This window comes from Tahibacter caeni (assembly GCF_024609805.1).
In the GTDB taxonomy this organism is placed as follows: Bacteria; Pseudomonadota; Gammaproteobacteria; order Xanthomonadales; family Rhodanobacteraceae; genus Tahibacter; species Tahibacter caeni.
In genome coordinates this window covers 1-20,737 of record NZ_JANFVR010000054.1, presented here as the reverse complement: position 1 = coordinate 20,737, position 20,737 = coordinate 1, and the positions used below count along the sequence as shown (strand labels likewise).

The window sequence follows — 20,737 nt, the reverse complement described above, 5'->3', positions numbered from 1 at the left end:
GCCCGCAGGCCGCGGCCACGTCGGCCGGCGCCGTGCCGGCGCCGAGCAGGCGCTTGGCCTGCAGCAGGCGCAGCGCCATGAGCATCTGCTGCGGCGTCGCGTGGTACTGCGCGCGGAAGCGGCGCAGGAAATGGAACGGGCTGAGACCGGCCACCGCGGCGAGTTGGTCCAGGGTCAGGCGCTCGGCCAGGTTGGCGTGCAGGAAATCGACGACGCGCGCAAAACGCTGTGCGCCTTCGGCACGCGGCGGCCGCCTGCCGCGCGCATGCGGCGCAAGCTGCTGCAGCAGTTCCGGCAGCAGGCTGTCGAAGGCCAGCGGCGACGAGGCCTGCCAGAGCCGGTCCAGCAGCGCCGTCACGCGCTGCGCGCGCTGCGCATCGGCGGCGACCGCATCGGCGAACCACCAGTCGCGCTCGCCGCTGATCTCGGCGGCGACGTCGGCGTCCAGATAGATCATGCGATAGCGCCAGCCGCCTTCGGTCTCGGCGCGGCCCGTGTGCAGCTCGTCGGGATTCATGAGCACCAGCGAACCGGCTGCGGCCAGATGGTCGGCGCCGCGCAGGCGGAAGCGCTCCGTGCCCCGCTCGATCGCGCCGAGGCCGAACGCCGCATGCGCGTGCGGCTCGAATTCGTGCCGCACGATGTGCGCGCGGTACAGCTCGATGCCGCCGCGGTGCGCCGGATGGCGGAACTCGGCACTGTCGGCCGGAAAATCGAAGCTCGCGGGCACGCCTTGCATGCGCGCAGCTTGCCACAGGTTTTCCGGCCGCCGCCGCAGCGGCCGGCTGCGACCTAAGCCGGACCGGCGCTGCCGGCCAGGCCGCGCATCAGCGCCTGCGCGACCGCGTCGACGAACGGCGCGGTCATCATCGAATAGTGGCAGCCGGGCACTTCGTGCAGGCGCAGCGCGTCGGCCGGCAACACGCGTTCCCAGCCGCGCGAAGCGCGCATCGCGGCGAAATCGCAGCGCTGCGCCTTGATCAGGTCGACGGTCAGATGCAGCGGCCGCGCCGCGTGGCGCCGCGCGGCCAGCGCGTAGATCTCGTGCCGCGCGAGGCACTGCCGGCGCAGCGCCGGCTCCAGCGCGGCCACGTGCAGGGGCACCTCGGCGAAGTCCTCGGGCCGCTCGTCGGTGGTCGGTTCGTCGAAGCGGTAATAGCTGTCGATCAGGCCGAGATAGGTCACGCTCTCGCCCGCGTCGATCAGCCGCGTCGCGAGCTCGTAGGCGAGCACGCCGCCGAAGGACCAGCCGGCCAGGCGATACGGTCCCTGCGGCTGCGCCGCGCGCAGCGCCGCATACAGGCGATCGGCCAGCAGGGTGATCGATGCGGACTCATCCTGCGCCGCGGCCGCGTCGTCGAGCGCATAGACCGGGAAGCCTTCGGCCAGACGCGCGGCGAGCACGTGCGCGTACAGGGTGAGACCGAAGCCGTCGTGCAGCAGGAACAGCGGCACACCCTCGCCGCCCGCGCGCACGACGGCGACGGCGCCCGTTCCTGCCGTCGTCTCGCGCTGCGCGAGCGCCGCGGCCAGGCCGGCGATCGTCGGATAGCGGAACAGGTCGGCGATCTCGACACCGATCCCCTCGGCCTCGAGCCGCTTGCGCAGGCGCAAGGTCAGCAGCGAATGGCCGCCGAGCGCGAAGAAATTGTCCTCGCGCCCGAAGCCGCCGCGGCCGAGCACGTCCTGCCAGGCGGCGGCGATCGCCTGCTCGACGCCGCCCTGCGGCACCGTCGACGTGCTTGCCGCCGCCGGCGCCTGCAACGCCGGCAGCGCGTTGCGATCGAGCTTGCCGTTGGCGTTCAGCGGCAGCTGCGGCAGCCGCACGAAGAAGGCCGGCACCATGTAGTCGGGCACGGCCGCGGCGAGATAGGCGCGCAATGCCGACGCCTCGATGCCGGCGTCGCCGACCCAGCAGGCGACGAGGCTAGGCCCAAGCGCCGCATCATCGCGCAGCGCGACCGCGGCTTCTTCCACGCCGGGATAGCGCGCGAGATGGCTTTCGATCTCGCTGAGCTCGATACGAAAGCCGCGCAGCTTGATCTGCGCATCGTTGCGACCGAGAAAATCGATCTCGCCGTTGGCCAGCCAGCGCGCCTGGTCGCCGGTCTTGTACATGCGCGCGTGTACATCGTCGGCAAACGGATCCGGCAGGAAGCGCTCGCTCGTCAGCGCGGGCCGGTTCCAGTAGCCGCGGGCCAGCGGCAGACCGCCGATGTACAGCTCGCCCGGAACACCGGGCGGCAGCGGCCGGTGCCGCGCGTCGAGCACGTAGAGCCGGCAATTGTCGATGGGACGGCCGATCGGTATGCGTACGGCACCGTGGTCGGGTGTGCAGCGGTGCCAGGTGACCTCGATCGACGCCTCGGTCGGTCCGTAGAGATTGTGTAGAGCGGTCGGCGCAAACCGTCGCAGAAATACCTCCGCGACCGTGGGCGGCAATTCCTCGCCGCTGCACACCACATGGCGTAACCGTGGCAGCGCGACCTCGCCGCCATGCGCAAGAAACAGGTGCAGCATGGACGGGATGAAATGCAGAACGGTGACACCGGCTCTACGGATGATTTCCGCCAGGCGCTGCGGATCGTGCTGGATCTGTGCCTCGGCGAGAATCAGACGAGCGCCGCTGATCAACGGAACGAAGATCTCCCAGACCGAGACGTCGAAGGCCAGGGCGGTCTTCTGCAGGAATACGTCCGAGGACTCTATGGCGAACTCACGTTGCATCCAGACGAGGCGGTTCACCACAGACCGATGCTCGACCATGACACCCTTGGGAAGGCCCGTCGATCCGGAGGTGTAGATGATGTAGGCGAGCGCGGTCGCCGTCGTCATCCAGTCACGACGAGCCGGTGGATCGCTGCCGACAGCGGCGAGGGAAATGTCGACGAACTGCGGCGAAGCCTCCACACCATCCAGAACCGGCGGATCTCCGGCATGCAGCAGCCAGCCGGGGCGGCAGTCGGCAACCACATATGCCTTCCGGGCATCCGGATGCGTCACGTCGAGCGGCACGTAGGCCGCACCTGCCTTCAGCGTGGCGAGCAGGCCGACGATCATGGCGGTGCTGCGCCCCACATGAATCGCGACCAGGCTACCGTTGTCAACGCCGAGCTCGCGTAGATGTGCAGCGAGCCGATCCGCGCGCTGATCCAGCTCTGTATAGCTCAGCCGCTCGTCGCTCGATTCCAGCGCAATCGCGTCGGGCGTTGCCACCACCTGTCGCTCGAACAATTCGTGCAGACAGCGGTTTTGCGGAAATGGGCGCGCGGTCGCGTTCCACCCGTCGACTACCTGGTAGCGCTCCTCTGCCGACAGCCACTCCATTCTGTCGACGGTCGGGTCGCCCTCGAGAAATTGTTCCAGCAACGCCAACCATTGCAGCCGATAGCGCTCGATCGTCGCCGCATCGAACAACGCCGTGGCAAACTCGATGCCGCCGTGAATGCTATCGTCGTCTTCGACGAGGAGCAGCGAAAGATCGAACTTCGCATGACGCGGAGAACGATCCTGCAGCGGGGTCGCCACGACCCCATGCAGTCGCAGAGCTGCCGGACGCCCGCCCTGCCAGGCGAACATGACCTGGAAGATCGGATTGTAGGCAAGACTGCGTTCGGAGCGGACGATCTCGACGATTTTCTCGAAGGCAATGTCCTGATGCTGCTGTGCGGCCAGCGACCGCTGTTCGATCTGCTTGAGCAGGACCGACAACCGCGGCGTACCCGACAGATCGAGACGCAAGGGCAAGGTGCTGACCAGCATGCCGACGAGTTCCTGCGTTTCCGGCAACGCGCGATTCGCACTCGGCACGCCGATGACAAGATCGTCACGCCCCGACAAGCGAGACAGCAGGATCGCCCAGCTCGCGAGCAGCAAAACGAATGGGGTCGTGTCGAAACGACGGCTTGCTGCACGTATCCGCTCGGAGAGGTCCTTATCGAGCCGGCAAGCCAGGAAATCGCCGCTGAAATCCTGCTGCGTCGGACGCAAGCGATCGGCGGCGACTTCTAGCAGCGGCGGTATGCCGGCCAAGGTCTCGCGCCAATAGTCGGCCTGGCGTTCAAGCTGGCGCACCTCGCTGCTGCGCTGCGCAGCAACGAAGTCGGCAAACTGGATGGGCAATGGAGACGGCGCAGCAGCGACGCCGATCGCCGCGTTGTAGAACATGGCCAAATCACGCAGCAGCACGTCGATCGACCAGCCGTCGCACACGATGTGGTGGACGGAGACAAGCAAGACATGGCGGTCGTCGGATTCCCGCAGCAGGCTGACCCGCAGCAGCGGGCCGGATTCGAGATCGAACTGCCGTTCGATCTCCTCCCTGAGCACTTGGTCCAGCGCGTCCTCGGCATCCCCTGCAAGGGGCAGCTCGCGGAGCGCCGGCTCGTATGGTGGCCGCAGACGCATGACCGGCCGGCCGTCCACGTCGGGATAGTAGCTGCGCAGTAATTCGTGACGCGCAACCACACCCGCGAAGGCCCTTCGCAGCGCCGCGACATCGAGCCGTCCTTGCAGTCGCCGGCCGACGATCATGTTGTAGGCGGCCACCGCTCCCGGGAGCTTGGCGAGGAACCAAAGACCTTCCTGCTCGAACGAAAGCGGCATTGTCTCGTTGCGCGCGATCGGTTGGATACGTGTCCTGATCGCCGGTGCACCGGCTTGTACGAATTCAGCAAAGTCGACAAGCCTCGGCCGCCTGAACAAATCGGCCAAGGTCATCTCGACGTCGCATCGTTCGCGTAGCCGCGTAAGTACCTGTACTGCTGCCAGCGAGTGACCGCCCAGTGCGAAGAAGTGATCGTTGGCGCTCGAGACGACAACGCCGAGCACTTCGCCCCAGATCGCCGCGATCTGCCGTTCCAGAGACGTCTGCAACGGACGATTGCTTTCCGCGGGGGTCACCGTAGCGACGGGTGGCAAAGCCGCTCGATCGACCTTGCCGTTGGGCGTCAGCGGCAGCTGCGGCAGCAATACGAACTGCGCAGGCACCATGTAGGAAGGAAGTTTCTGCGCAAGAGCCGCGGCCAGTTCGCGACGCAACCGCGCATCGTGAGCGGCCTGGGCCGGTATGTTGGTCGATTCCCCGGCGCTTTCCGGCAGATCCCGCGTCAGGCGAATCGGATCGCACAGCTTCGCCTCGTCGTGCGCTATCAGCAGATGAAAGCGGCCGCGCCGGTCGGAGGAAAGCCAACTCGGCTCGGCGCAAAGTCCGGCCGCTCTGACGCGATCCACGGCTTCCGACGGCGACAGCCTGACACCGGTACCTGCGGACTGCGCGCCATCCACGAGTTCAGCGTCCGCTGCGACCAGCGCATTGGACAACGAGACAACAAGCGCGACGGCATCCACGCGCCGTTTGACCCAGCCCACAGCCTCGTCGAGCGCCGCTGCGTTCGTCTCCGCATCGAAGCGACGCGGGTCGCCGAGCAGCGGCGAAATACGCCGCTGCAGAACAACGTCGTAACGGTACTTGGTAAGCTCGTTGCAGTTCGGCGTCGTCTTCGGTATGACGCGCAACCCTTCCATGCACAGGCTTTCTGCAATCTCGCGAAAGTAGGCCGGCGCGATCAACAGTTCTCGTTCCTGCAACACGGCGGCGCGCGCCCGCGCGGCTAGCTCGGATCGCGACGCCGAGCCTTCGCGGAAATGCAGCACCGACGCGTGGAACGATTCGGCGAGCAGAGCGTTGCGCACATCGCCGACGAAGAGCGCACCGTCGCGCTGCAGCATCGCCGCGGCTTTACGGAGCACGCGATCCAGGTAGCTCCGATCGGGGAAATACTGGACCACCGAATTGACGATGATGAGGTCGAAGGTTTCGCTGCCGACGCGGTCGAGCTCATCGGCGCGGCAATGGATCAGCGCCACCCCGCCGATTCCGCTGCGGTCTACGCGGCGCTGCAGGTCGTGCAGAGCTTGCGCCGAGAAATCCAGGCCGACGTAGCGCTCGCAGTCCGGTGCCAGACACAGCAGCAGCAAGCCGGAGCCGCAGCCGATTTCGAGCACACGCCGCGGTTTCAGCGCGCGAATGCGTTCCACGGTTTCTTGCTGCCATTGCGACATTTCCTGTCGCGCAATCGGCGCACCGGTATAGCTGCTGTTCCAGCCGTCGAAGTCGTATAGTTCATCGCCGCCCGCTTCCGTATAGGTATCGTCGTATACCCGTTGCCATGCGGCGATCCGTTCGTCTTCCGCCCCGGTAGACGAATCGCGCCGACTGCTGACGTAGGCGACGATCTGACCCTCTTTCGCGATTCCAGGGACGAATACGACCGCGGCTTCACGCACGGATTCGATCTCGGCCAGAGCCGCCTCGATCTCGCCAAGCTCCACGCGCATGCCACGCAGCTTGATCTGGTCGTCGCGACGACCGAGGAACTCGATGCGGCCGTCGGCCAGCCAGCGGGCACGATCGCCGCTGCGATACATGCGCGCATCCGGAACCGAAACGAATGGGTCCCTTAGAAAACTCTGCGCGTTGAACTCCGGCAAACCGAGATAGCCGGCCCCCACGCCGACGCCCCCGATATGCAGCTCTCCGTCGACGCCGATGGGCTGAGGCATTCCGGACGCGTCGAGTATGTAGGCGCGCGTATTGGCGATTGGACGACCGACGGTGATACGGCCTTCGTAGCCGACGTCGTCGATCGTCGACACCACCGTCGCCTCAGCCGGCCCGTAGACGTTCAGCAGCCGGAAAGGCGCGCCGACCGGCCGATGTCGTGTCAGAGCTGCGCCCCCCGTCGCGAGCACACGCAACGTGGGCGGTGCACTGTTCTGGGCGAGTACGATTTCCGCCACCGGCGTCGGCAGCAAGCTGCACTGCAGGGTTTCGGAGGACCACCAGCGCAGGAATGCGTCTGCATCGGCTGCAAGTTCGACCGGGGTTTGCACCAATGTTGCGCCTGTACACAGCGCCGGCCAGATGTCGATGGTGCTGGCATCGAAGGCGAGTCCGCAGGCGTTCGACACGCGATCGCCGGCAACTATTCCGAACGCATCAGCAATGGCACGGACGACGTTGGCAAATCCGCGCTGCTCGATCAGCATACCCTTGGGCACGCCGGTGGAGCCCGAGGTGTAGACGATGTAGGCGATGTCATCGACACGCTCCGCCGCAACGTGCGTGGAAGCCTTCGCGGACGTCGCGGCGGCAGCGGCGAACGGTGTCGGATCGTTCACCACTTCGACCATCGTTGCCGCCATGCTCAGCCGCACCGGAGCGATTTCGTCGACGAGCAGGAGTCGAGCACGCGAATCGACGAATATCCGTTCCAGACGCTGCAGCGGCAACGCCGGATCGAGCATGACGTAGGCGGCTCCGCGACGCAGCACCGCGAGCAGCGCGACGATCAGGTCCGGGCTGCGCCGCAGCAGTACAGCTACGTGATCGCCGGCGCGGATGCCCCACGTTGCAAGCCGCCGCTCCAGGCGCTCCGCACGATCTTGCAGTTGTGCGTACGTCAACCTGCGCGCCCGCTGCTCCACCGCGACGACGTCCGGATACTTGCGCGCCGCCGCTTCGACGAGCCGATGGACGCGTTCGTTGCCATAGTCGACGTGTGGTCCGGCGGCAAAGTTGTTCAGCAGTCGGCTTTGCGCAGCGGCGTCGAGCAGGGCGAGCTGCCGCAGGGTCAGTTGCGGATCATCCGTAAGCGATCGCAACAGCACCAGCCAGCAGTCGAGGTAGCGCCGTATCGTGGCGCGATCGAAAAGCGCGCTCGCAAATTCGATGCCACCCGAGAGACCACCGTCAGCTTCCCACAGGTAGAGCGTGAGATCGAACTTGGCCGTCCGGTTGCCGAACAGAAGATGCGGGACGGTGTCGAGTCCGTCGAGTACCGGCTTCGTGGGTGGCACGCTCTGCCAAGCAAATGCGATCTGGAACACTGGCGTATATGCAGGGCTGCGCTGTGGGCTCAGGATCTCGACGAGATGCTCGAACGGCAGATCGCGATGCTGCTGCGCCCCCAGCACTTCACGGCGCGCGACATCGACGAGCGCCGTCACCGGCAGGTCGTCATCGAGCTCGAAGCGCAGCGCGACGGTATTGGCGAAGAAGCCGATCAGCGCCTCCGTTTCCGGCAGGTCGCGGTTGGCGACAGGCATGCCGATGACGAAGTCGCGACTGCCCGACAGACGCGCCATCAGCGCCGCCCAGCCCGCAAGCAATGTCATGAACAGCGTCGCACCGCAACGATCGCCGAGACGGCGCAGCTGGGCGGTGAGCTCCGCATCGACCGCGAACGGCAGCAGATCGCCGGCCAGGTCCTGCTGCGCGCCGCGCGGTCGGTCGCTGGGCAGCTCGAACAGTTCGGGCGCGTCAGTGAGGCGTTGTTTCCAGTAATCCAGCGACCTCGCAAGACGGCCTTCGCTGAGCAATCCGGTCTGCCATGCAGCGTAATCCGCGTACTGCAACGGCAATACCGGCATGGTTGCCGCGCGGCCGGAACGTGCTGCGTTGTAGTGAGCCTGCAATTCACCGAGAAACAGATCGAGCGACCAACCGTCGCAGGCGATGTGATGCACGGTGAATAGCGCGATGTGCCGTCGAGCCGAGCAACGCAGCAGCGCGGCGTGCAAGGGCGGCCGGTTTTCCAGATCGAACGGACGGGCGATCTCGGCCGCGATCAGTTCATGGGTCGCGGCGGCCGCCATCGTGGCGGTATCGAACTCGCGCCACTCGACCGGTGCTTCCTGCGGCGCGAGTATGCGCTGGGCCGGCTGACCATCGCACAGCGCAAATGTCGTCCGCAGCGTTTCGTGGCGAGCGACGATGCGCCGGCACGACTCGAACAGCGCTGCACGATCCAGCTCGCCGTCGAGTTCCAGCACGATGGGCATATGGTATGCGCGACTCGCCAGCGTCCCCGTCTGTGCCAGAAACCACAGACGCCGTTGGGCCGACGACAGCACCAGCGGGCCCTCGCGCGAGACGGTGCGAGGGGCCGGCAGCGCAGCCTTTTCAGCACGGGCGGCTGCGATCGCGAACGTTTCCAGCGTCGGATTGGCAAACAGGTCGGCGACCGTCATCTCGACGCCGAGCTGTCGGCGCAGACGCACGATCACGCGCACGGCCAGCAGGGAGTGTCCGCCGATGCGGAAGAAATTGTCGCGCCTGTCGATCAGGCAACCGTCCAGCAGCTCGCTCCAGATCGTTGCGATCTCGTTCTCGATGCCCGCCTGCGGCGCCTCGCGGGTTCGCTGTACGGCCACCGAAGGCGCAGGCAATGCGCCACGATCGATCTTTCCGTTCATCGATACCGGCAGCTGTTCCAGCCCGATGAACACCTCCGGCACCATGTAGGCCGGCAGGAAATGCAGCAGATGATTGCGCAGATCTTCCGGCGGTATCGCATCCACGCTGCGACCGGTCCCGGCCGTGACATAGTAGGCGACCAGGCGCTCGTAGCCGACACCGTCCTTGCGCAGGACGACCACGGCTTCGCTGACGGCCGCATGTTCGGCCAGTCGTGCTTCGATTTCTTCGAGCTCGACGCGATAACCATTGAGCTTGATCTGGGTATCGCTACGTCCACAATGATGCAAACGTCCGTTTCGATCCCAACAGGCCAGGTCACCCGTGCGATAGAAGCGTTGCTGCGGCGCGAACGGATTCGTCAGAAAGCGCTGCTGCGTCAGCTCGTTCAGTCCGACATAGCCGTCGGCGAGCCCGTCCCCTCCGAGGTACAGCTCACCGACAACGCCCGGCGGCAGCAGCTCGCCATTGCGATCCAGCACATAGGCGTGGGTGTTCGCTATCGGCCGACCGATACAGGCAATCGCCCTTCCGGGGTCCGCGTCGGCGGTGAAACGCTCCATTGTCGACCATATGGTGGTTTCGGTCGGCCCGTAGACGTTCCACAGCGACGTCACACGCGCGGCGATGCGCTGTGCGAGATCGACCGGCAATGCCTCACCGCCGCAAAGTGCTGTGAGCCCGGACTTTCCGCGCCAGCCGACGTCCAGGAGCATCCGCCAGGTCGTCGGCGTAGCCTGTACGAGGCTGATGTCCGCCTGGTCGATCAGTTGAGCGAGCGCATGCGGGTCCTGCGCGGTGCTGCGGTCCGCAATGACGACGCTGGCTCCGCAGAGCAACGGCAGGAAGATTTCCAGCGCCGCAATGTCGAAGCTGATTGTGGTCAGCGCTAGCACGCGGTCGTTGGCGTCGATGGGCAGCCGGTCGCGCATCGCCAGCAACAGGTTGACGAGCGCGGCCTGTCCGACCTGTACGCCCTTGGGTGTACCCGTCGTGCCTGATGTGTAGATCACGTAAGCGGGACTGCAGGCACCCGCCCGGTCCGGCATTGCCGGGGCCGATGGCTCCCTGCTGCCATCCAGGCCGGTGATGTCGATGGTGATCTCCGCCGCGGCGGCGGCATCGCTGTCTGCCGGTCCGGCGACCAGCAGCGCGCGGACACTGGCGTCACGCATCGCGTACTGGCGACGTGCCGACGGATGCTGCGGATCCAGCGGCACGTAAGCCGCCCCGCAGCGGAGTACCGCGAGCAGCGCCACGACGAGCAGGTTGCCGCGTTCGATCTGCACCGCCACGCGAGCACCTGTGCCGATGCCACGTATGGCGAGCTGGCCGGCCAGCTGCTCGACGCGCGCACCGAGCTCGGCGTAGCTCAGTGTTTCGGAACCATGACGCAGAGCGACGCGCTGCGGTGAACGCACCATCTGTTCAGCGATCAGGCTGCTCAAGGTGACACGGGGTCTGATCGCCTCGGTGGCATTCCATTCCTGCAGCATGCGCGCGCGCGCGCTTTCGTCGACGAGCGGGATACGCGCCAGCGGTTGCTGATCGTTCTCGACGAACGCGACCAATATTCGCTGCCAGCGGGCGACATAGCTCTCCACGGTTGCGCGGTCGAACAGGGCTTCGGCATATTCGATGCCGAGTGTGATTACCCCGTCCATTTCCCAGATCAGCAAGGTCAGGTCCAGTTTCGCGACGACCCTCTCCACCGTTCCGCCGTAGAGCGCGAGCGAGCGCGCCTGCTTTGCGTCGAGCGTGGCGTCGGCGAGGCCGAACTTGCGCAGGACGCCGGGCAGCGGCGCGATCTCGGCGCCGTCGAACTCGAAGCCTCCGGCGCCACTGCCGTACCAGTTGATCAATGTCTGGAACAGCGGATTCTGGGCCAGATTGCGTTCCGCTTTCGCGGCTTCGACGATTCGTTCGAACGGAAGATCCTGGTGGTCGGTCGCGGCTCGCAGCTGCTCCGCGCCGTGGCGTATCGCAGCGGCGGGCGTCTCCATCAGGGAAATACGCACAGGCACCGTACCGAGGAAGCAACCGACGACATTGCGGAACTCACGCACCGAGCGGCCGTTCGTCGATATGCCGACGACGACTTCGTCCTGCTGGCCCAGACGCTGCAGCAGACAGGCCCAGCTGGCCAGCAGCACGCTAAATAGGCTCGTGCGATGACGCCGCGCCAGTGAATGCAGGCGCGCCGTGGTCGCGACGTCGATGTGCCCGCCGACGAGACCGCCGCGAAAATCGTGATCCGCGCCTCGCGGGCGATCCGTCGGCAAAGCGGAGAGCATCGGCGCGCCGCGCAGAGCCTCCCTCCAGAAATCGGCCTGCTGGCGCAATTTCAGCTGGAAGCCTTCGCTCTGCTGCAGCGCGATGCAGTCGGCAAAGCGTCGTACCGGTCCCGTCGACGGCGCCTGGCCGTGCCGCAGCGCGCGATAGAGCTCCGCCAGCTCACGTGCGAAGTAGTAGGTCGAGGTACCGTCGAAGATCAGATGATGTACGGCCAGCAGCCAGACATGTTCGTCCCGCGGCATCGTGATGAGGCTGGCACGAATCAAGGGCCCCTGTGCCAGCTCGAAGCCGGCGGAAAAATCCGACTCGATGAAACTGTCCAACCGCGCTGCTGCAGCGGTCTCGTTGCTGAAGTCGTATTCCTGCAGCGCAAAACCCGTGTCCGGCGCGATGTCGAGAAGCAGCCGCGGCGCGCCGTCGGTTTCGACGATACGCGCGCGCAACGCATCGTGGCGCTGCCACAGCAGATTCAGCGCACGGCGCAATGCGACGGCGTCGACGCCGCCACAAATACGGGCGCCGGTCGACACCATGTAGGCTTCCGCCGCGTCGTTACCGAGGCCGCTGAGAAACCAGATGCGCCGCTGAGCCAATGCCAGCGGCAACGCCTCTTCGCCGGCTGCGCGCAGGAACGGCCCGGCCGGCGCGGCCATGGCTTCGTTTTCGTTGCCCATAATCCCCCCCGTATTCCGCAGAAAAGTCAAAGGAACTGCTGCCGAACCGGCAATCCTTCGCCTGCGGATGGGGGCGTCAAATTCTACGCATGCCGCCTGGAAGCGGATCGTTCTGTGTGCGTCGTGCCGTCAACGATGCGTCGAAACGCGCCACCCTGTCGCGTCCCTCGAGTTTTGCTTTGTACAAAGCGGCATCGGCACACGCGAGCAGATGATGCAGCTCGTAGCCGGCTTTCGTCGTCGACGTCACGCCGAAGCTCGCCGATACCGGGCAGTGGCCGAAAGCGTCGTCCGTATTCGTCGCCCGGACCGCATTGCGCAGCAGCTCGGCAAGCCCCACGGCGCGATCCTCGTCGCAGCCGATGAGCAGAATCGCGAACTCCTCGCCGCCTATGCGCCCGAAAAACTGATTCGGCTGTTGCAGATACGACTGGCAGACGGCAGCCACCTTGCGCAACACATGATCGCCGGCGGCATGGCCGTAGCGGTCATTGATGATCTTGAAATGATCCAGGTCGAGCAGGATCGCAGCCGACTCCACGCGTGTGCGCCGGCATTCCTCGAGCGCCCGGCCAGCCAGATCGAGGAAATGCGGCCGGTTGGCGATCTGGGTGAGCCCGTCGCGCTGGGACAAGGTGCGGAAATGCATCTGCCGGCGTTTGGTGTAGAACGCCCACAGGAAGACGAGGAGCAGGCCGGCGACCAGCATTGCGATGTAGAGACGGCTCGTCTCCGCGGCCTTCGCGCCGAGATCCTGCTGCAGTTGAAGCACCTGGTTCTGCTTGTTCAGCGCATCGATCTGCAGCTTGTTGGCGATCGACTGGTGCCGTGCCATCTGATAGGCCAGTGAGCGGGCACTGACGTCGTCGAAATTCTGCCGATCGGCTTCCGCGAATTTCTCGTGGTAGCTCAGCGCCCCGCGCACGTCGTCTTGCTGCTGGGCGATCTTGTAGAGCAGATAGTACGCGGCAACCGTAGGTTCCGTTGCCTGCCCGGTGATGCGCCGCTCGATAGCACGCAGTGCATAGGTGCGCGCCTGCGCCAGGTTATGCAGATTCCACTGGGCCTGTGCCAGCACGACGTCGACCTGGGCGATCAAATGCGGATAGCGCGTTTCCTGGACGTCGTCGTAAACGGCATTCAACAGATCGGCCGCGGCCTGATATTTCTGTCGGTCGATGAGTTCGCGGGCGACGAAGGTACGCGCGAAGTTGCCGAACACGACTTCCTTGACGCGATTGCAGGCCTCGAGGGCTAGACGGACGTCTTCGCCGTCGGGATCGAGCTTCTTCTGCTTGTAAAACGACTCGATCTGCAGCTGACGCCCCATGCATTCGCCGCGGCCGTCGGGACTTTCTGCGATGAGCCGCTCGCTGAAATCCTCGGCCAGCTCGTATTGACCGACCTGATTGTTGAGGTAGGCGGCCATGTGAAACGCCTGGGCCCGGGCGGCGCGGTCGCTGACCTGCGGCAAGCGCTCGACCAACAGGTCGAGGTAGGTGAAGGCCTCGTGGTAGCGCCGTGCAATGACCAGCGTATTGACCATGCTCGCCGTTGCGCGGAACTGCAGAGTGAGATCGTCGGATGTCTTGATGACTTCCTGATATTTCGGAATGGCGACGTCGTATTCGCCGGCATACCCCAGGCGCCAGGCTTGCAGATAGTCCAGATAACTCGTCTGGCTGTGCGAAAGGTTTTCTACCGTCTGCAAGCGGTCGAGTACGCGACCGAATTCCTGATAGTCCGAGCTCTTGATCGCATCTGCCTGAGCAAGCAGGCGATCGATTTCGGTGGGCTGCAGAGCCAGCGCCGTACCGACCAGCACTGCCAGAAACAGAACGACAGCGCGACCGGCCGGCCTCGAAAGCCGGGCGATCGCGCCGACCGCTTTGCGCAGTGTGTGCGTCTTAAGCCGCACGAACCGTATTCTGCAGCGCGACGATTTCCTCGCCATCGTCCGGCGACTGCTCCTGTTCGTCGTCGTCCTGGGCCGGTGCGAAGCCGCAAACCACATTCGTGCGTGCGCCGAGCAGCGCCGCCAGAGCAGCTTGATCGCTGCCGAGGATCGCATCGCGTACAGCGGGATCGATCTGCGTACGCTCGAGCACAGCGGCGAGCTGCGCCGCGTCGGCATAGCGCAACCGCGCGTCGCCACCCATGCTGTTCAGAAACTCGATGACTTTGGACATGTGTTTTCCTCCTGGTTTAACCGCAACATGACTGATCACAGCCAGGAACCGGATGCCGAGAGGCTGACTGGCAGTTGCCGGCCCGGTCCAATCCAAACGCAGGCGAACCCGCGCGTTTGTCCCGAAAGCCGGCTCTGAACGCAGCCGATTCTCGTCCGACCCGTCCTGGGTCGCTGGCGGCGCGGGTTCGCCACCAGGGCAATACGGACTCAAGCCGGCTACCTAAGCGACACTCCGACGACGAACACAGCGACGCAGTGGTTTCTCCGCCTTTTCTTCCGGCACGAAGGCCGCGCGCATGGCCAGCTTGGCCATGGGCACGTTGTTCAAGTCGTATTCCAGATAGATCTCATCAAGCAATTGCGGCACGAGGCAACGCTCGATCAGACGACACAGTACTTCTTTGCCCAACCCGCGTGCTCGCGCCGTGGGCAGCAGCAGCAGACCAACCTCGGCACATCGACGCGGCAAGTCGATCTCGCGCAGTCCGCAGATGCCGATGCCGTCCCTGCCGTCGGTCGACGTCACCGCGGCAAACAATGCGGCCGGGGCAGCGGCATGCGTCTGACGCAGTGCACCAGCGAAGCTCCGTCGTGCCCGGGCAAGCGACAGCGGCGGACCCACGTGACGCATGGTGTCCTCGTCGCCGTAGATGCGGCAGTACAGATTCACGTCGCCGGGATCGAGCGGACGCACGCAGGCGCTCGGAGTATTGAATGTGAGCGCTGCCGTCAGCGTCGGTTCCATGGCGTTCACGCATACCCCACGGCCCGGTCCAGCGCGCTCAGCCGTTCGCGCACCTCGTGATCGGGTTCGAGCTCGCGCGCCGGCGGCAGCACGACAGTCGCGTGCAGGTCGATGTCGGCATCGACGAGGCCGGCGATCGTCGTGTGTTCGATGCGCGGCGTCTGGATGGGCAGGGTCGCGACCTTGTAGATGATCGCCGGATGGTCGCGCGGATAGTCGCGCGCGAGCACGTCGACGAGCACCTCGCGGTAGACCGCCGGCGTGGAGAAGCGCGCGAGCGACTGGTCGCCGGCGATGCCGACCTGCCAGAGCACGAGGTAGGCCGAGGTGTCGACGCGGCGCCGGTAGAACATGAACTGGCTGGCTTCGTAATGCTGGCAGCCGACGCGGCCCGGGTCGATTCCGAGGTCGGCGTAGAGGCAGTCCTCGGCCGAGATGCCCGGGTCCATGTGCGCCGCATAGCCTTCGGCGCGGGCCTGGGCGATGGCGCGGTGCGGCGGCAGCGCGAACACGCCGGGATGGCCGTAGAACGCGCCGACGACCTTCTTGCCCGCGCGCACCTCGGCGAGGATGGCCTCGACCATCTGCTCGTAGGTGCGCAGGCGCGACAGGCCTTCGCGGTAGTAGGGCTGCAGGCTGCGCACGTCGGGATGCATGCGCTGCAGCCAGAGCTCGACGATGCCGTCGGACACCCCGGCGAACACGACGTCGGCCCGTTCGATATGGCTGCGTGCGAGCGGACTCAGGTGCGAGCCCAGGGTCATGCCCAGGCCCACACAGACCAGACTGCCCTCGTGCGCCATGCTCCCCCTCCGTTCGGTCCGCCCGTTCCCCGTCGCGGGCTGTCGCCGCCGGCACGAACCGCTGTGAAAGCGGAACTTATGCGCAATCGACGCAGCGCGGCAAGTGTGACGTTGTTGCTTCGTGAGAAATGAACCGCGTCATCTCTGCAAGCGAAGCGTATGCACATCGCATACCAGACCACGGCGATGCGTCGGCCGTTCATGCTTGTGCAGACGATCGCGGGACCGGCACGGGCAGAAGGGAAACCGGTGCCAGCCCGCGCGGCAACCGTCACGGGGAATGAGGCGCAGGACGGTTCCGCCGCGCGCCCGCAGCGGGCGCCGGCGCCGTGACCGGCGCCTTGCCGCGCCGCAGAACCGCTGCAGCCGCGGCTCGACGTCGCGGGTCCGCAGTGGTCCGCTCAATCGATGGCCGGGAGCGAGCTGTCTCGTGACATCGAGTTCGAAGCGGCTTCTCGGGACACGGGTAGTCAGTCGAACCCGTCGGCGAACATGCGATCCGTGTCCAGCCGCGCGACGAGGTAGTCGCGGCCGCCGCCGGGATTGCTGCAGTCCGCGTCGGCATAGCCGACGAGGACCGGCTGGCCGCGCCAGAACGTGCCCGCGGCGAAGGTCTGCTCGACCAGCGCGCCGGTGCAGGCCGCGCCGGCCGAGCGGAACGCCGCGGTCTGCGCGCCGCCGGTGCCGAACGACGTTTCGAGCGCATCGTCGCCGGCCGCGTCGCCGATGCGCACGACCGCCAGATGCATGCCGCGGTCGACGAACTCGCCGGGGCGGCCGACTCCGGCGGTCACGAGCACGCGTCCGCCGGGCAATACCGTGACCGACTGCGACGCGAACGCGGTATTCAGGGTCAGGGTTTCGCCGGGCAGGGACGGCGGCGGCAGCGGCAGGAACACCTTGCCGCCGGCGCGGTAGATCATCAATGCCGGCAGGAACCGCAGCGGATCGGTGCCGGCCACGGTCTGCATCAGCGGCACGGCGATGACGTCGTCGCGCACGCGCGCGCCGGGCCCGGCGTAGATATCCTCGCCGGCGCCCGGTAGCGGATCGGGCACGTCCAGCCACTGCAGGGTCTGCCGGTCGAAGCGCACGCGGAACGGCGTGACGCGCGTCGCGCCGGGCTGCACGCCTTCGACGATGCCCCAGAGGCGGCCGTCGCTGGCCGGTGCGGCGGTCAGCAGGACGTGCGCAGTCGCGCGGTTCGGCGCGTCGACGAAGACGCGGGCCGCCGGCACCTGGGCCTGCGCCGTCACGCGCGCGGCGAATGCGACGTCGCGGCCGGCTCGCCGCACGCGGCCCATGACGAGCACCTCGCCGCCGTCGAGCGCCGCGAGCGCATAGGGCGACTCCATGCCGTCGAGGCCGCTCTCCCAGCCGTCCATGTCGAGCAGGTGCACGCCGTTCTGGCCGAAGCTCGCGTCGGGCAGTCCGGTGTTGCCGTCGATGCGGATGAGCTGCACGTCGGACTGCCCGGGCGTGGCCGCGGCGAGCCGGCGCGCGAGCAGGATCTTGCCGTCGGGCAGGCACAGCCCGGTCATCGGCGTTGCCGGCGTCATCGCGAGCTCGAAGGTTTCGCGGCCGTCGATGCTGAAGGCCGGATCGTAGTCGCCATTGGGCAGCAGGCGCGCCGTGACGATGCGCCGCGCGTCGGAGGCCGCGCCGGCCACGACGAGACCGCCGTCGGCACGCGGACACGCGACGGCGGCCCGGTCGTCGCGGCCGCTGCCGTCGACCGACTGGAAGCCGTAGGCGCGCATGCCGCCGTCGCCGAAGGCGGGATCGAGCGGACCGTCGTGAGCGGCCGCGCCGCCGGCGGCGGCCGCGAACGCGAGCGCCGTCAGCCCGTTGAGCAAGCGTGGAAACATGAGGATCACCCGGAAGCCGCGCCGATCGCGCAGCCCGCAGTACGCAGCCGCGGCGGGTTTTCTCCGCGGCCGGCAGACGTCCGGCCCGCAGCACGGCGCAGGCGACGTCCCGTTCCGCTACGGTTCCCGCGCCGCGAACACGTCGGTCTTGAGCCAGGCGCAGGCGTGCGCCCATTCGCGGTTGACCGACGACGCACTGATGTCCATGGCCTGCGCGGTCTCGTCGATCGTCAGGCCGGCGAACACGCGCAGCTCGACGACGCTGGCCGCGCGCGGGTCCAGCGCGGCCAAGGTCGAGAGCGCATCGTCGAGCTCGACGAGCTCGGCCGGATTGGCCAGGACCGGAATCTCGATGCCGGCGTCCAGCGATTCCGGCGCCTGGCCCGCGCCGCGCTTGTCGGCCAGCTTGCGCCGCGCGCGGTCGACGAGGATCTGGCGCATCGCGCGCGCGACGATGCGCGCGAAATGGCCGCGGTCCTCGGCCGCCGGCGCCTGGCGCGCCTCGATCAGCTTGATCAGCGCGTCGTTGAGCAGCGCGGTCGGCTGCAGCGTCTCGTGGCCGGACTCGCTGCGCAGCACCACGGCGGCGAGCCGCTTGAGCTCGCCGTAGAGCCGGCCGAACACGCGGTCGCGCGCGATCGCGTCGCCGTCCTGCCAGTCGCGCAGCCAGCCCGTGATGTCGGCATGGTCGTCCATGCGCGCAAGCATAAGCGCGGAGCCGGCGCCGCGGCGTGCGGCCGGTCGCGGCCCGGCGCCGCGGAGGAAATCGCGCGTTCCTGCGTACGGCGAGCACGAGGACGGCACGCCGCCGTCGACGGAGCAGGACCATGCAGGCAACGACTCTCGCGATTCTCCTGGCGCTCGGCGCCGCGCCGGCCGCCGCGGCCGACCTCGTGCGCGACGATTTCTCCGACCCGGCCAGCGGCTGGCAGGACAAGGCCGCGACGCGCAGCAGCGATCTCGGTTTCGCGGTCTACACCGACAGCGGCCAGTACCAGATGACGCCGGTCGCCGACGGCGCCTTCGGCTTCGTGCCGGCGCCGCACCAGGCCGCCGACGGCAATGTGCGCATCCAGGCCGACCTGTTCCTCTACGCCGGCCTCGGCGCCGGCGCCGGCGGACTGGCCTGCCGCTTCAAGGACCACGGCAATTTCTACGGCTTTCTCGCGCGCGGCGACGCCAGCCTGCTGATCGTCAAGGTCAAGGACGGCAAGCCGACGCCGCTGGCCCAGGGCAAGGTCAAGAGCATCATGGCCGGCAGCGTCGACACGCAGCTCAGCGTGGAATGCGCCGGCGACCGCCTGCGCTTCACGGCTCGCGACGGCAGCCGCCTCGAGGCGCGCGACACGGATCTGACGGCGGGCCAGAGCGGCCTGCTCGTGCTCGGCGAGAAGATGGCCGGCACGAGCGCGGCGTTCGACAACTTCGTGCTCGCGACGGCGCCGTAGGCGCTTGCCGCTCGTTCGCGCGGCCGGCGCGAACGAACGTCGGGCGTACGCAACCCACTGCCGGCGGCGGCGTATCGAAGCGCCGCCGCCGGCGATCGACACCGCAGCGGCCCGCAAGCGCCGCAACACCGAGGCTTGAGCCGGCACCGCCGCTGCGGCTAGCTTGTCGCTTCGCGCGGCTGTTGCGGCCATCGGGAGTGCGGCGTGGTGTCGAGAATCTGTCTGCTGTTGCTGATCGCGCTCGCGGCCGCGGCGCCGCTGCGGGCGCAGACCGCGACGGACCATGCCGAGGCCATCGCCGCGCTGAGCCGGCGCTATGCGGAGCAGCCGCAGTCGCACTATCTCGCCTACATGCTCGCGCGGTTCAGTGCGGAAGACGGCCTCGACGACGCGGCGCTGCAATGGCTCGCGCTGCTGCTCAAGCGCGGCTGGGATCTCGGCGTGAATCCGCGCGACTTTCCGGCCCTGCAGAACCGCGACGAGTTCCGCGCGCTCAAGCTCAAGCTGCAGCGCCAGCAGCAACGCCGCGAACGCGGCCAGCGCGCGCTGCTCGTCAACGTCGCCGGGCTCGTGCCCGAAGGCCTGGCTTACGACGCGAAACGCGACCGCTTCGTCGTCGGCGCGATGAACGCGCCGCGCATCCACGCGGTGGACCGGCACGGCCGCGTCAGCCTGCTCTGGTCGGTCGACGAACCGGTCGTCGTGCTCGGCATGACCGTCGCCGGCGACGGCGAGACCCTGCTCGCCGTCGTCGATCCGACGCCGAGCGCCCGCGCGGCCGGCACCGCGAAGCCGTTCGTCGTGCGCATCGCCCTGGCCGACGGCCGCGAGCTCGCACGCATGACCGCGGCCGACGCGGCGTTCCTCAACGACCTGTGCCTCATGCGCGACGGCCGGCTGTTCGTCAGCGACAGCGAGCAGAGCCGGCTGTTCCGCGCCGGTCCGGCGGATGCGGCATTGAGCCTCTGGACGGAGCCCGGCCATGCGATCGCCGCGAACGGCATGGCCTGCGACGATGCGCACGATGCGGTTTACGTCGCGGTCTACAACGGCATCAGCCGCATCGACGCCGCCAGCGGCCAGGCCCAGCTGCTCGCGGCGCCGAACGGGGCGGCTGTCGGCGGCATCGACGGCCTGTACCTGGCCGACCGCTATCTCGTCGGCGTGCAGAACGGCTTCGGCGCCGGACGCGTGCTGCGCGCGCGCCTGTCCGCCGACGGCCGCGAGATCCATCGCGTCGAGACGCTGGAATCGGCCATCGTCGACCTGAACGAGCCGACCACCGGCGCGCTGACGCCCGACGGCTTCGTCTACATCGCCAACAGCCAGATCTGGAAGTGGGACGCCGAGCGGGAATCCCTGCGCGCCGGCGCGCGCCTGTCGCCGATCATGCTGCGGCGCGTGCCGCTGCGCTGAAGCCTCGCGTCGCCGCGGCGCGGGCGCTGCGGCGACGC

General features: G+C 67.3%; 10 protein-coding genes. 2 read left to right on the top strand and 8 right to left on the bottom strand.

What is annotated here, in order from left to right; translation table 11 throughout:
• The 8 genes from NON22_RS07235 to NON22_RS07200 all read right to left on the bottom strand — a co-directional run.
• A partial coding sequence (locus NON22_RS07235; protein ID WP_257386261.1) for an AraC family transcriptional regulator occupies nucleotides 1-739 on the bottom strand: 739 nt, incomplete at its 3' end.
• Nucleotides 740-792: 53 nt separating this feature from the next.
• Complete coding sequence (locus NON22_RS07230) at nucleotides 793-12,228, bottom strand: non-ribosomal peptide synthetase (protein WP_257386260.1); 11,436 nt, start codon at nucleotides 12,226-12,228, stop codon at nucleotides 793-795.
• 76 nt (nucleotides 12,229-12,304) lie between these two features.
• Nucleotides 12,305-14,146 carry a diguanylate cyclase gene (locus NON22_RS24890; protein ID WP_257386259.1) on the bottom strand — a complete coding sequence of 614 codons (1,842 nt, stop codon included), beginning with the start codon at nucleotides 14,144-14,146 and terminating at the stop codon, nucleotides 12,305-12,307.
• Nucleotides 14,136-14,417, bottom strand: a complete 282-nt coding sequence (locus tag NON22_RS07220; RefSeq protein ID WP_257386258.1) for a hypothetical protein — start codon at nucleotides 14,415-14,417, stop codon at nucleotides 14,136-14,138. The genes NON22_RS24890 and NON22_RS07220 overlap by 11 nt, the downstream gene beginning before the upstream one ends.
• A gap of 222 nt (nucleotides 14,418-14,639) precedes the next feature.
• Nucleotides 14,640-15,164 carry a GNAT family N-acetyltransferase gene (locus tag NON22_RS07215; protein WP_257386257.1) on the bottom strand — a complete coding sequence of 175 codons (525 nt, stop codon included), beginning with the start codon at nucleotides 15,162-15,164 and terminating at the stop codon, nucleotides 14,640-14,642.
• A 5-nt stretch (nucleotides 15,165-15,169) separates the two neighbouring features.
• Complete coding sequence (locus NON22_RS07210; protein ID WP_257386256.1) at nucleotides 15,170-15,967, bottom strand: SAM-dependent methyltransferase; 798 nt, start codon at nucleotides 15,965-15,967, stop codon at nucleotides 15,170-15,172.
• 470 nt (nucleotides 15,968-16,437) lie between these two features.
• Nucleotides 16,438-17,835, bottom strand: coding sequence for a hypothetical protein (locus tag NON22_RS07205; RefSeq protein ID WP_257386255.1), 1,398 nt, complete (start codon nucleotides 17,833-17,835; stop codon nucleotides 16,438-16,440).
• 117 nt (nucleotides 17,836-17,952) lie between these two features.
• Nucleotides 17,953-18,531, bottom strand: coding sequence for an ECF-type sigma factor (locus tag NON22_RS07200; protein ID WP_257386254.1), 579 nt, complete (start codon nucleotides 18,529-18,531; stop codon nucleotides 17,953-17,955).
• Nucleotides 18,532-18,662: 131 nt separating this feature from the next.
• Between NON22_RS07200 and NON22_RS07195 the strand changes: the two genes are divergently transcribed.
• Both NON22_RS07195 and NON22_RS07190 read left to right on the top strand, forming a co-directional pair.
• Entirely contained in the window at nucleotides 18,663-19,283 is a 621-nt protein-coding gene (locus NON22_RS07195) for a hypothetical protein (protein ID WP_257386253.1), read from the top strand.
• Between the two features lie 204 nt (nucleotides 19,284-19,487).
• On the top strand, nucleotides 19,488-20,699 hold the full coding sequence (locus NON22_RS07190; RefSeq protein ID WP_257386252.1) for an SMP-30/gluconolactonase/LRE family protein: 1,212 nt from the start codon (nucleotides 19,488-19,490) through the stop codon (nucleotides 20,697-20,699).
• Nucleotides 20,700-20,737 lie beyond the last annotated feature (38 nt).

Bases quoted from the DNA above. Each gene is read 5' to 3' on its own strand.
- NON22_RS07205 (WP_257386255.1), bottom strand. From the start codon at position 17,835: ATGTTTCCACGCTTGCTCAACGGGCTGACGGCGCTCGCGTTCGCGGCC.
- NON22_RS07215 (WP_257386257.1), bottom strand. From the start codon at position 15,164: ATGGAACCGACGCTGACGGCAGCGCTCACATTCAATACTCCGAGCGCC.
- NON22_RS07195 (WP_257386253.1), top strand. From the start codon at position 18,663: ATGCAGGCAACGACTCTCGCGATTCTCCTGGCGCTCGGCGCCGCGCCG.
- NON22_RS07230 (WP_257386260.1), bottom strand. From the start codon at position 12,228: ATGGGCAACGAAAACGAAGCCATGGCCGCGCCGGCCGGGCCGTTCCTG.
- NON22_RS07220 (WP_257386258.1), bottom strand. From the start codon at position 14,417: ATGTCCAAAGTCATCGAGTTTCTGAACAGCATGGGTGGCGACGCGCGG.
- NON22_RS07210 (WP_257386256.1), bottom strand. From the start codon at position 15,967: ATGGCGCACGAGGGCAGTCTGGTCTGTGTGGGCCTGGGCATGACCCTG.
- NON22_RS07200 (WP_257386254.1), bottom strand. From the start codon at position 18,531: ATGGACGACCATGCCGACATCACGGGCTGGCTGCGCGACTGGCAGGAC.